This window comes from Mannheimia cairinae, from assembly GCF_028649535.1.
Classification (GTDB): Bacteria; Pseudomonadota; Gammaproteobacteria; order Enterobacterales; family Pasteurellaceae; genus Mannheimia; species Mannheimia cairinae.
The window spans coordinates 314,648-327,590 of record NZ_JAQSJE010000009.1 but is presented as its reverse complement, the minus strand read 5'-3'; the positions used below and the strand labels follow the sequence as shown (position 1 = coordinate 327,590).

At 36.0% G+C, this 12,943-nt stretch carries 12 protein-coding genes; 4 read left to right on the top strand and 8 right to left on the bottom strand.

Annotated elements, in window-relative coordinates; genetic code table 11:
• Window positions 1-81: 81 nt before the first annotated feature.
• The 4 genes from pepP (at window position 82) to argA (ending at window position 3,436) form a co-directional block, all read left to right on the top strand.
• Window positions 82-1,401, top strand: a complete 1,320-nt coding sequence (gene pepP, locus PTQ27_RS10515) for a Xaa-Pro aminopeptidase (protein WP_273748718.1) — start codon at window positions 82-84, stop codon at window positions 1,399-1,401.
• A 109-nt stretch (window positions 1,402-1,510) separates the two neighbouring features.
• Window positions 1,511-1,735 carry an EexN family lipoprotein gene (locus tag PTQ27_RS10510; protein WP_273748719.1) on the top strand — a complete coding sequence of 75 codons (225 nt, stop codon included), beginning with the start codon at window positions 1,511-1,513 and terminating at the stop codon, window positions 1,733-1,735.
• A gap of 57 nt (window positions 1,736-1,792) precedes the next feature.
• Window positions 1,793-1,978: a YegP family protein gene (locus PTQ27_RS10505; RefSeq protein ID WP_273748720.1), complete on the top strand. Its 186-nt coding sequence runs from the start codon at window positions 1,793-1,795 to the stop codon at window positions 1,976-1,978.
• Between the two features lie 144 nt (window positions 1,979-2,122).
• Complete coding sequence (gene argA, locus PTQ27_RS10500; RefSeq protein WP_273748721.1) at window positions 2,123-3,436, top strand: amino-acid N-acetyltransferase; 1,314 nt, start codon at window positions 2,123-2,125, stop codon at window positions 3,434-3,436.
• Window positions 3,437-3,523: 87 nt separating this feature from the next.
• On the opposite strand, the gene ilvN is transcribed toward argA, so the two are convergent.
• From ilvN to mazG, 8 genes are all read right to left on the bottom strand, one after another.
• The gene (gene ilvN / locus PTQ27_RS10495; protein WP_273748722.1) at window positions 3,524-4,015 is read right to left on the bottom strand and encodes an acetolactate synthase small subunit; all 492 of its coding nucleotides are present in this window, start codon (window positions 4,013-4,015) and stop codon (window positions 3,524-3,526) included.
• Window positions 4,008-5,729: an acetolactate synthase 3 large subunit gene (locus tag PTQ27_RS10490; protein ID WP_273748723.1), complete on the bottom strand. Its 1,722-nt coding sequence runs from the start codon at window positions 5,727-5,729 to the stop codon at window positions 4,008-4,010. Before PTQ27_RS10490 ends, ilvN begins: the two co-directional genes overlap by 8 nt.
• A 316-nt stretch (window positions 5,730-6,045) precedes the next feature.
• The gene (gene can, locus PTQ27_RS10485; RefSeq protein ID WP_273748724.1) at window positions 6,046-6,726 is read right to left on the bottom strand and encodes a carbonate dehydratase; all 681 of its coding nucleotides are present in this window, start codon (window positions 6,724-6,726) and stop codon (window positions 6,046-6,048) included.
• 76 nt (window positions 6,727-6,802) lie between these two features.
• Window positions 6,803-7,576 carry a Nif3-like dinuclear metal center hexameric protein gene (locus PTQ27_RS10480; protein WP_273748725.1) on the bottom strand — a complete coding sequence of 258 codons (774 nt, stop codon included), beginning with the start codon at window positions 7,574-7,576 and terminating at the stop codon, window positions 6,803-6,805.
• A gap of 98 nt (window positions 7,577-7,674) precedes the next feature.
• Window positions 7,675-9,597, bottom strand: coding sequence for a MacB family efflux pump subunit (locus tag PTQ27_RS10475; protein ID WP_273748726.1), 1,923 nt, complete (start codon window positions 9,595-9,597; stop codon window positions 7,675-7,677).
• Window positions 9,598-9,650: 53 nt separating this feature from the next.
• Window positions 9,651-11,048, bottom strand: coding sequence for an envelope stress sensor histidine kinase CpxA (cpxA, locus tag PTQ27_RS10470; RefSeq protein ID WP_273771138.1), 1,398 nt, complete (start codon window positions 11,046-11,048; stop codon window positions 9,651-9,653).
• A 58-nt stretch (window positions 11,049-11,106) separates the two neighbouring features.
• Window positions 11,107-11,847: a response regulator gene (locus PTQ27_RS10465; RefSeq protein ID WP_273771137.1), complete on the bottom strand. Its 741-nt coding sequence runs from the start codon at window positions 11,845-11,847 to the stop codon at window positions 11,107-11,109.
• Window positions 11,848-11,931: 84 nt separating this feature from the next.
• Entirely contained in the window at window positions 11,932-12,714 is a 783-nt protein-coding gene (gene mazG, locus PTQ27_RS10460) for a nucleoside triphosphate pyrophosphohydrolase (protein ID WP_273748729.1), read from the bottom strand.
• Window positions 12,715-12,943: the final 229 nt, after the last annotated feature.

The following is a 12,943-nucleotide window of genomic DNA, read 5'->3' as shown; positions in this document are numbered from 1 at the left end:
GTTTTGCTTTGAGTAATATTCAAAAATTATCTGTGATAAAATAAATAAACTAAGAATAACTAGAGAGAAAATGAGGAAATTATGGATTTGGCTTATTTGGCTAAAATGCCACAGCAAGAATTTACGAATCGTCGTGAAAGCGTGTTTGAGCAGATGCAAGATAATTCGGCATTGCTTATTTTTACAGAGACAGAAAAACGTCGTAATAGTGACTCTGAGTATTTATTCAGACCAGATAGCCATTTTTGGTATTTAACTGGTTTTGCAGAGCCAAAATCAGCAATGCTTTTAGTGAAAAAAGAGGGGAAAACAGAGAGTATTATTTTTGTCCGTAAAAAAGACCCTCTAATGGAAACTTGGAATGGCAGACGCTTAGGTATTGAAAATGCTCCTAATGCGTTACAGTTTAACGCTGCATTTGATATTGATGATATTCAACATATACTTGCAAAAAAATTAGAAAATTTAACCGCTTGTTATTATGCAAGAGGGCTTCAAAGCTGGGGAGATAATATTCTTTTCTCTACTTTTGATAATATGGTTGAAAATCGCAAAAAAGTACCAAATACTTTAATTGATTGGCAGCCGATGTTATCTGAAATGCGGTTGATTAAATCAGAATTAGAGATTGCGTTGATTCAGCAGGCTTGTCATATTTCATCTATGGCACATATTAGGGCGATGAAACAAACTCGTCCGAATCGCTATGAATTGGAAATTGAAGGCGAAATTCAGTATGAATTCAGCCGTTTTGGAGCAAGATTCCCCGCTTATAATTCGATTGTGGCAGGTGGCGAGAATGCTTGTATTTTACATTACAATGAAAATGATCAACCGTTAAAAGAGGGCGATTTACTGCTTATTGATGCAGGGGCGGAATTTGCCTATTATGCTGGCGATATTACCCGCACTTTCCCGGTTAGTGGTAAATTTTCAACGCCACAAAAAGAGCTATATGACTTAACACTAAAAATGCAAACAGAGGCAATAAAATTATTGGTGCCGAATAGTTCTATTAAAGCAGCGAATGATAAAGCCGTTCAAATCTTAACGGAAGGTTTAGTCGAATTAGGTATTCTAAAGGGAAATGTAGAAGAGTTAATTGAGCAAAAAGCTTATCGCCAATTTTATATGCACGGTTTAGGGCATTGGTTAGGCTTAGATGTTCACGATGTAGGCGATTATGGAAATGAACGGGATAGACCACTACAAATCGGAATGGTATTAACTGTTGAGCCGGGTATTTATATTCCCAAAGATGCCGATGTGCCTGAACAATATAAAGGCATTGGTATTCGTATTGAAGATAATTTGTTAATTACCGAATATGGTAATAAAAATTTAACCAGCGGCTGCCCGAAAGAAATTGAAGATATTGAGCAAATTATGCAATCTGCTTAAGATTCATTAATTCGTAAAATTTTTGTAAAAAATAACCGCTTGTTTTGAATTTTTGCTGAATTTAACGTAAGCTTAGCTAAATTAAACAACATCAAGTTGAGGAGTAAATATGAAAAAAATAATTTTGTTATGTTTTAGCTTTATTTTTTTGAGTGCGTGTAATGAAAAGACACACACAGTTGATGAATTTATGAAAGATGAAAACTTAAGAAATTCATTTTTAGCAAAATGTGATAATGGTGAATTACATAATCAGGATTTAAATTGCCTCAATTCAAGAAAAGCTGAGCAAAATAAAACTATGCTAGACAGTTTAACTGACGATAAACTCTAACTTTATTGATAAAGTTACTTTTATTCATATTTTTATCACACACTAAGGAGTGTTAATATGTATTTTGAAATTTATAAAGATGCTAAAGGTGAATTCCGTTGGCGTTTAAAAGCCGGTAATCACGAGATTATCGCAACCAGCCAAGCTTATACAACAAAGCAAGGTTGCCAAAAAGGTGTTGATGCTGTTAAAAAAGTAACTCCTGAAACAGAAGTAAAAGATTTAACTAAAGTAGAAACATAATCGTTAAGCCCTAATTATTGAAATTAGGGCTTAATTTTGTATTTGGTTAAATAATTATGCATAATAAATGATTATTTATTCAATTAAATGGTTGCTAATTCCAATAAAAAGGATAATATAGAATCAAATTATAACGAGGATATTATGCACAACACAGAATTAGCGTTAGCTCAGTGGTTTAGACAATCTACTCCCTATGTTAATATGCATAGGGGCAAAACCTTTGTCATTATGCTAGATGGCGATGTTATTGAAAGCCCGAATTTTGTCAATATCATCAATGATATCAGTCTATTACATAGCTTAAATATTAAGTTGGTCATTATTTTTGGTGCGAGACCTCAAATTAATCGACTTTTAGCAGATAACCATATTGAGCCTGAATACTATAACCATATTCGTGTAACTAACCAGCAATCATTTGATTATGTCAAACAAGCTGTTGGTAAAGTCCATTATGATTTATTTGCTCGTCTATCGTTACGTTTACCGCATTCAGAAGTGATTAATGTAGTGAGCGGTAATATGATTTTAGCCCAACCGATTGGTGTGGTCGATGGGGTAGATTATGCATTAAGCGGTAGAATCCGCCGTATTAATATTGAAACTATTAAAAAACAGCTTGAACAAAATTCTATTGTTTTGTTAGGCCCTATTGCCCCTTCAGTAACCGGCGAGATGTTCAATTTACCCTTTGAAGATATTGCAACCCAAGTTGCAATTAAACTTCGTGCCGATAAATTAATCGGTTTTTGTGAAGAGCAGGGGATATTAGACGAAAATAGACAGGTTATTTCGGATATTTTACCGCAAGATGCTCAAAAACATCTGAGCACCTTGATTGAAGAGGGAAAATATCATACAGCTAAAGCTCGTTTCCTACAAGCAGCTATTAGTGTATGCCGAGAAGGAATTAAACGAGCTCATTTGCTAAGCTATAAAGAAGATGGCTCATTACTGCAAGAATTATTCTCTCGTGATGGTATTGGTACGCAATTCTCAATGGAAAACTCTGAAAATGTACGCATTGCGAACTCGAGCGATATTCCTGGCTTATTAGATTTAATCCGCCCACTTGAACAACAAGGTATTTTAGTGAAGCGTTCTCGTGAGCAGTTAGAAATGGAAATTACCCACTATACGATTATTGAGCGAGATGGGGTTGTCATTGCTTGTGCTGCATTGAATACTTATGCTGATGAAAAAATGGCGGAAATGGCTTGCGTGGCCGTCCATCCTGATTATCGAGATTCTTCAAGAGGCGACGTGTTACTTGAGAACATCCGTAAACGAGCAGAGCAACTAGGTATGGAAAAACTGTTTGTGCTGACTACTCGTACTACGCAATGGTTCCAAGAAAGAGGCTTTAAACTTGCTGACGCTCAAGATTTACCTCGCTATAAACGAGAAAATTATAATCAACAACGTCGCTCTAAAGTCCTTATTTTACCACTTTAATCCTCTCATTCTCTGTAAGTAGAAAGCTATAAAAAAATCCCTTTAATTAATAAAGGGATTTGCAAAATTTATCAGAAATCTGACCGCTTACAGAATGTTTTTATCGCCACGAGATAAGCTAATTACACCAGAGCGAACAATTTCTACAATGGTTGTTTCTTCTTTTACAGATTCAATAAACGCATTGAGTTTTTCTGTCGAACCAGATAGCTGGATGGTATAAAGTTTCGGTGTTAAATCGACAATTTGCCCACGATAAATATCGACCATACGTTTTAATTCATCACGAGAAGAGCCGGTTGCACGCACCTTAACTAATAAAACCTCACGCTCTACGTGTTCACAAGAGCTTAAATTACTTACTTTAAACACATCAATTAGCTTATGTAATTGCTTTTCAATTTGCTCTAAAACTTGCTCCTCGCCTTGTGCAACAATGGTCATACGAGAAAGGCTAGGATCATCTGTTGGTGCAACGGTTAAACTTTCAATATTAAAGCCACGTTGTGAGAAAAGTGCCACTACACGAGATAACGCACCTGATTCATTTTCTAATAATACGGCTAATGTTCTACGCATCTGTTCTCTCCGTTTTGCTTAGCATCATTTCATTCATCGCACCACCACGTACCTGCATTGGGTAAACATGTTCGGTTTCATCAACAAGAATATCAACGAAAACTAATTTATCTTTAATTGAAAAGGCCTCTGTTAGTTTTGCTTCTAGTTCAGAAGGATGGTCAATTTGGATACCTACGTGTCCATAAGCTTCCGCTAATTTAGCAAAGTTTGGAAGCGAGTTCATATATACCTGTGAATGGCGGCCAGAATAAATAATATCTTGCCACTGTTTTACCATTCCTAAAAAGCGGTTATTAAGGCTTACGATTACAACAGGGGTATCATATTGTTTGGCAGTTGAAAGCTCTTGGATATTCATCTGAATACTGCCATCACCCGTTACACAAACAACAGTAGCATCAGGGTGTGCAAATTTTACCCCCATTGCCGCAGGTAAGCCAAAGCCCATTGTGCCAGCACCACCAGAGTTAATCCAGCGACGAGGTTTATCAAAACCATAATGTAATGCTGCAAACATTTGGTGTTGCCCTACATCAGACGCAACATAAGCATCGCCATTGGTAAGTTTGTGAATCATCTTAATAACTTGTTGAGGTTTAATGACATCATTACTTTCCTCAAATGCAAGGCAATTTCGAGCTTTCCAACCATCAATTTGTTTCCACCAAGCGGTCAAATCTGTTTGGCTTTTTGCAAGATTCTCTTCACTTAATAAAGAAAGAAATTCATCTAATACATTTTTTGCACTACCTACAATAGGAATATATGCAGGAACCGTTTTTGAAATTGAAGCTGGGTCAATATCAATATGGATAACTTTAGCGTGAGGGCAGTACTTAGCTAAATTATTTGTTGTACGATCATCAAAACGAACCCCGATACCTAAAATTAAATCACTTTCGTGCATTGTATTATTCGCTTCAAAAGTACCGTGCATACCAAGCATACCTAAGAATTGCTTATCCGAAGCAGGGTAGGCACCAAGCCCCATTAGTGATGATGTAACCGGAAGATTTAATTTTTGTGCAAACTCAACAACTTCTGCAGAACATTCTGCACTAATTACACCGCCACCAATATAAAGGACTGGACGTTTAGCGGTTAATAAAGCTTTAAGGGCTTTTTTGATCTGACCTTTATGCCCTTGCACCGTTGGATTATATGAACGCATAGAAATATCCGTAGGGTAAGTATAAGGGTATTTATTTAAAGGATTCACAACATCTTTTGGAATATCAATCACTACTGGGCCAGGGCGGCCTGTTGAAGCAATATAGAATGCTTTTTTGATGATTTCTGGAATTTCTTCCGTATTTTTCACCAAAAAACTATGTTTCACTACTGGGCGAGAAATACCAATCATATCGCATTCTTGGAAGGCATCGCTACCAATTAGGCTAGACGGCACTTGACCAGATAAAATAACTAAAGGTACTGAATCGGTATAAGCTGTTAAAATTCCAGTAATGGTATTTGTTGCCCCAGGGCCTGAGGTAACCAGTACGCAACCGACTTTACCTGTAGAGCGTGCATAACCATCAGCCATATGAACGGCTGCTTGTTCGTGACGAACAAGTACGTGATTTAAGCCAAGCGTGTGAATGGCATCATAAATATCAAGTACAGAACCACCAGGATAACCAAAAACGTATTCAACGCCTTCATCCTTTAAGGATTGCACAATCATTTCTGCACCGGAAAGTTTTTTCATTGAATCCTCCAACAAAATAAATGCTATGTTTGCTTTTTAATATAAATGGATTGTGCAGTAAAAAAGAGAGACTGTCTAGATATTATTTGAGGCGTGTTAGTGTAAAAATGTAGTTTTAAATTCTTTTTAATCTTTAAAATGCAAACTTTAATAAAGATAATACTGATCACATCAGTGATTTAAACAATAAAATCTATATTTTATACTTTTTGCAAAATTAAAAACTTTTTTGATGTGAGCGAAAAATGAGAACTAAAAACGGCTATTTTTCATTTTTACTTGCAAAAAGTGAGTCAAAAATAGCCGCTTGTAGCAGTTAATTATTTTCTATAGATTCAAGTTTCTCATTTGCATCTGTCGTAATTTTAGCGATAGCATTTCGGTAAGTAATTTCTAAGGTTTCTTTGCTTGTTGCAATCACTCCTTGATCATTTAAAAAGCCATCTTTAACATCATATACCCAACCGTGTAATGAAAGTTTTTTTCCTCTTTCCCAAGCGGATTTAACAATAGATGAACGACCTAAATTATATACTTGTTCAGCAACATTAAGGCGAGTAAGTACATTTGAGCGTTCTTCGTAGGGTAAATTGCCTAATAAATGGCTATGCTTAAACCAAATATCTCGAATATGTAATAGCCAGTTATTAATTAACCCTAACTCTTTTTGAGCCATTGCTGCATTAATACCACCACAATTTGTGTGGCCACAAATAATGATGTGTTCAATATCTAATACATCGACCGCATATTGCACTACTGATAAACAGTTTAGATCAGTATGAATAACCATATTTGCTACATTTCTATGCACGAATAACTCGCCAGGCCCTAAGCCTGTTAGCTTTTCTGCAGGTACACGACTGTCAGAACAACCAATCCATAAATATGTTGGTTTTTGATGTTCAGCGAGTTCTTTAAAGTAATTGGATTGCTCGTCTTTCATCTTGGTTGCCCAAGCGTGGTTGTTGGCAAATAAGCGTTCAATTTGTTCCATAAATCCTCCTTTTTGATACGGCGATTATATGCTGAAATAACAGAGTAGAATAGTTAAAAATACCACCGTTGCTTAATTAGGCAGGGTTATCAATATCAATAAACTCTACATCTAAGCCATACTCTCGAGCTAGCCATTCGCCTAATGTTTTTATGCCGTCTCGTTCTGTTGCGTGATGCCCGCAAGCAAAATAATAAATGCCTTGTTCACGAGCAGAGTGGGTTGTTTGCTCTGAAATTTCACCTGAAATAAAAGCGTCTAATCCTTTGCTGGCGGCTAAATCAATGTAACCTTGCCCGCCACCTGTGCAGATTCCTATCGTTTTAATAAGCTTTTGTGGGTAAGCAGAGTGGAAGTCTCCGCATAATGTTGGCTTGCGATTTAGCACATTTTGAATTCGCTGAGCAAGTTCTTCTGCAGAAATCGGAGTTTCAAACTCACCATACATAGGAATGGAGTTTGGTTTTTCTTCTAAACCTTGTAGATTAATAATGCCTAGATTTTTAGCTAATTGTGCGTTATTACCAAGTTCTGGATGAATATCCAAGGGTAAGTGGTAACCAAAAAGATTGATATCATTGGTTAATAATTGTTTAATTCTTTTGCCTTTCATTCCTCGAATGCAAGGGTTTTCGCTTTTCCAAAAATAGCCGTGATGAACTAAGATGGCATCGGCATTTTTTTCAATCGCTTGTTCAATAAGAGGCAATGTTGCGGTAACACCAGTGATAATTTTTTGGATCTCTCTTTTGCCTTCGACTTGTAAGCCGTTTGGGGCATAATCGCTAATCGCTTGACTATTGAGCTTCGTATCAATAATTTTTTCTAATTCTAAATTAGTGACTGACATATTGTCTCCTTATTATCTTTTTTAAAGATAAGCGGTAAAATTTAATTAAAAATTTACCGCTTGTAATATTATTTAATTTGAAACATTAGCACTGACTATTATTCTTGGGCTAGAGCTGTAATTGGGTTTAATTTTGAAGCATTTCGAGCAGGAACATACCCAAAAACAATACCAATTAATGTTGAGCAAACTACTGCCACAACAACAGATTCAGGCGATAGTACCATTTTAAAATCTGAACCTAGGGTATTAAATGCGGTAATAATAGCACCTGCTAATAGAATACCGATAAGACCACCAATTAAACAGATGAACATTGCTTCAATCAGAAATTGTTGCAATATATTTCGTTGTTTTGCACCAATGGCCATTCTAACACCAATTTCTTTAGTCCTCTCTGTGACAGAAACAAGCATAATATTCATCACCCCAATGCCACCTACAATAAGAGAAATTAAAGCAATAGAAGAGATGAGTAGCGTCATTGTATTAGTGGTACTGGTTATTGTCTGTTTGATGGTGTCGCTGTTCATAATAAAAAAGTCTTTTTTGCCGTGTCTTGCAATAAGTAACTCGGTAATACTTTTTTCGGCAGTTTGACTTTCTACATTATCTTTAATTTTAACGGTTAAAGCATCAATCTGTTTTGCACCAGAAATACGTTGCATAATAGTGGTATAAGGGGCCCAAAGCGTTAAACTGCTTTGGTTCATATTATTTGATTGTTGGGCAACACCAATAATACGTAGTGGTTTTTTATCGACTAAAATAATTTGCCCTTCAACAGGTTCATTTAAGCCTAAATCTTTTTTGGTATTAGGATCTATGACGATAACCTGAGCTACACGTTTGACTTCTTCATCAGTGAAAAAACGTCCAGAGAGCAATTTTAATCCTTTTACATCTATATATTGCTCCCCCACACCTCGTACAGAAGCCGTTACAGCAGAATTACCGTAAATAAGCGTTGTACTTATATTGCTAGAAGGCGTCGTACTTTCGACATAATTTTGTTGAGCTAGTGCGGCCGCATCGCTAATCGTTAAGTTCTTAGTGAGGTTTGCCCGTCTATCGCCAAAACCAGTACCATTATAAATATCCATTGTATTTGTGCCTAAGCTATTGATATTCGATAAAATACGCTCTTGCGACCCCCGCCCGAGAGCAACGACAGAAATAACCGAGGCAATGCCAATAATAATACCGAGCATTGTCAATATTGCTCGCATTTTGTGATCCATCACGGCACTAATGGCCATTTTAAAAGACTCTATAAGTTGGTCAAAAAAACGGGGTTTTTGATGTGCTGTTTTTGTAAGTTTTAAATCGGTAGAGTAAGCTTTTTGGCGTTCATCACGCACAATTTCGCCATCTTTAATTTCAATAATACGGCTGGCTTTGGCAGCAATATTCGGGTCGTGGGTAACCATAATAATAGTATGACCTTCTTGATGAAGATCTTCTAATATCTCCAGAACAGTATCGCCACTTTTAGAATCTAAAGCCCCGGTTGGTTCATCGGCTAGAATAATTTCGCCACCATTCATTAATGCTCGAGCAATACTGACACGTTGTTGTTGGCCACCAGATAATTCATTTGGTCGATTTGGGGTTTTATCGGCAAGTCCTAGTTTATCGAGTAATTCATCAGCTCGCTTTTTACGTGAAGAACTATCCATTCCTGCATAAATAGCAGGCAAAGCCACATTTTCATTGGCAGATAGAGCAGAAAGCAAGTTATAGCGTTGGAAAATAAAGCCAAATTTTCGTTGGCGTAAATCGGAAAGCTCATCAGCAGTCATTTGTTGCGTTTCTTTACCATCAATGCGACAAATGCCCGAACTTGCCGTATCTAAACAACCAATTATGTTCATTAGGGTAGATTTACCTGAACCAGATGCACCAATAATGGCAACAAAATCACCTTGTTCAATAGTAAGATCAATATCTTTTAAGATATGAGCTCGGTTTTCACCCGAGCCAAAATATTTATTTAGTTTTTCAATTTCAATTAATTTCATAAACAAGAGGTTATTTTCCGTTTTGAATTAAGGCTTCATAAGTTTCAGCAACGTTAGATTATTTCTTGTGTCCAAAGCGGAATACGTAATTCAACTTTTAGTCCACCAAGCTTACTTTTTTCTACGGCAATATTTCCTTTATGTTGCTGAATTGCATTATGTACAATAGCAAGCCCTAGTCCTGTTCCACCTGTTTCTCTCGCTCTTGCTTCATCTAAACGGTAAAAAGGTTTAAAAATATTGTCATATTCCAGTTCAGGAACACCATCTCCATCATCTTCAACGGTCATTATTAATGTTTCATCTTCAAGATTCATTGAAATGTATAATCTTTTTCGTGCATATTTTTGCCCATTGCGAATTAAATTTTCTAATGCACTGGCTAAAGTATCTAAATTACCATTAATAAAATAATTTTCTGGTTCTTTTATATTTTGATTGACGATAAGTAAAATATTTTTTTGAGATGTTTCAAATTTAGCATCATCAATAATATGGCTCCAAATTTCATTAATAGGGAAGATACATTTATTCATCTGGTAACTTAGTTGCTGACGAGAGATAGCAAGAAGATCCTGAATCATTTTATCTAATTTATGCACTTCATTTTCAATGCGTTTTATTTCATTTGTTTCGCCAGTCTTACGACGTAAAAGGGCGAGTGCTAGTTGTAATCTTGCTAAAGGTGTTTTTAATTCGTGCGAAATATCAGAAATCATTCTCTGCTGTTGGCGAGTTAATTCCTGTAAACTTGTTACCATATGGTTAAAGCTTCGGCCTACTTCTCGAATTTCATAAATCCCTTCTGTCTCAAGCTTTGGATTTACTACTAAATTACCTGATGCAATGGTATTTGCGGTAATAGCAAGCTCTCTTACCGGTTTTGTGATTTTAAATGATAGCCAGAATAAAAAGGGAGCACCAATCAACATTAGAAAGGCAATCATTACAAATGAGGAGTCTAGGATCATATTAAGCCATTCTTCCTGTGCATCAACCGCCTTGATAAAGTATTGGTTATAGGTATTATCAGAAGATTTAACCATAAATGGGCCATAGACTTCGCTATTTTCAAAGCGACGTTGTAACGGCTCTTCAGTACCTCTAGATTGATAAATAAAGGTTTGTAATACTCGTAGGTTACTTTGGTTTATTCCGCTTAAAATGCCTGAGTTTTTATCTTCAAGAATAACATCAAAGCCATTAGCTGTTTCGACAGATAAATTTCGCTCAAAGATTTCATCAAGATCTAAAGTCTGTTCGGTTTGTAGGCTTTCATTTTGGAAAAAGATTTGCTCTTTTAACGAAATTGGTGAAAATTCTCTTGCATCAAATTTAGAGAAATTAGAAGCTATTGTTGATAGTAATATCAATAAAAAGCCATAATAAGTAACTAATTTATATGCAAGACGTTTTCGTGGTATTAAGCGTTTTTTGAGTTGATTTGGCATAATTTGTTATTAAAAATATTAAAATCCCTAGTTGTGAGGAAGGGATTTTAATAAAGAGTTATTCTTCTGTGACTAATAAATAGCCCCTACCTCGTAATGTTTTAAACCAAGGTAGATTATCTTCTCTTGGTGGCAGTTTTTTACGAAGGTTTGAGATGTGCATATCAATAGCTCTATCATAAGGTGTTAAATATTTACCTAAGATTTCCATACTTAGACGTTCCCTAGATAATACTTCTCCAGGATGACGCATTAAAATGTGTAATAGAGAAAATTCGGTGCCCGTTAAATCTAATACTTCGCCTTCATAAACAACCTGCTGGCGTCCACTATATAGAGTTAGGCCACTAAATTGTAAGGTTGTTGATAAATTATCTTCAGTTTCTTCATTTTGTGGAGAGAAGCTAGATTCTTCATCTTGTATTAATACGGGCTGAGTAGCGGCTCTACGTAGAATTGCTTTGATTCTAGCGATAAGCTCCCTATCATTAAATGGCTTAGGTAAGTAATCATCTGCACCTAGTTCAAGCCCTAAAATACGGTCAATATGCTCGTCTCTGGCACTTAGCATTAAAACAGGAATAGAATATAGTTCTCTTAATTTTTTTAACGTTTCAGTTCCATTCATAATAGGCATCATTACATCTAATAACACTAAATCATAATGATTTGCCCCTAGCTCGTTTAATCCTTCTTGTCCATTATGGGCTACAGTTATCTGAAACCCTTTTAAAGTAAGTAATTCAGTCAGCAAGTCCGTGAACTCAATATCATCATCTATTAATAAGATTTTTGACATAATAAATTCCTATATAATAAAGTATTGCCGTTTTGAAGTGACATATAAATTTGAATTTTTCGATTATATATCAACCTTAATTCATTATTCTACTGTTTTTATTTGTGCCCAAATAGCATCTAATTCGACAAGGGAACAATCATTTACTGATTTCCCCGCATCTTTAACCGCTTGTTCGACTTTTCTAAAACGTTTCTCAAATTTTAAGTTGGCATTGCGTAAGTTTTCTTCCGCATCGGTTTGGTAATGGCGACATAAATTGACCGTTGCAAACAGCAAATCCCCTAATTCTTCCGCAAGTTCTGCTTTACGTGTAGGATATTGAGCCATTTCTGCTTTCACTTCGTCCAATTCTTCTTCTACTTTTGCTAAGACACCTTCGGGATTATCCCAATCAAAGCCGACTTTTGCACAACGCTTTTGTAATTTATTCGCTCGAGTTAAGGCTGGAAGAGCAAAAGGGAGGTCGTCTAAAATAGAATTGTGCTGTTGATGTTTGGCATCATTCGCTTTTTGGGCTTCCCAACTTTTTAATGCCTCTTCACTATTTTCCGCTTTTACATCGCCAAATACGTGAGGGTGGCGGTAAATGAGTTTATCGTGAATGTCACTGACAACATCATCAAAGGTGAAGGAACCTTCTTCTTTGGCTAATTGGCTTAAAAATGCCACTTGAAGTAATAAATCGCCTAGTTCTTCTCTTAATGCTGAGCGATCTTTCGTATGAATAGCTTCAGCCACTTCATAAGTTTCTTCTAATAAATGCGGTAACATTGAGTCGAAATCTTGTTTTAAATCCCACGGGCAACCGTGTTTGGGGTGGCGAAGTTGGTTCACTACTTCAAGAAATTGTTCAATCGTTGCCATATTTTATCCTTTTACAAGCGGTGATTTTTTGAGGAAATTTTGCAAATTCTAGCATATAAACCGCATTTTGCTTATAATAAGCCGTTTTAATCAAGAAGGTGTGAAAATGGCAGCAGAAAAATTAACCAAAAAACGTTTAATTCAAATTGTGGTAATGTTAGTCATTCTCTTGATTGCATTTTTTTATCGAACATATACACACGCTTAGAGATCTGATATGTCAATAAAA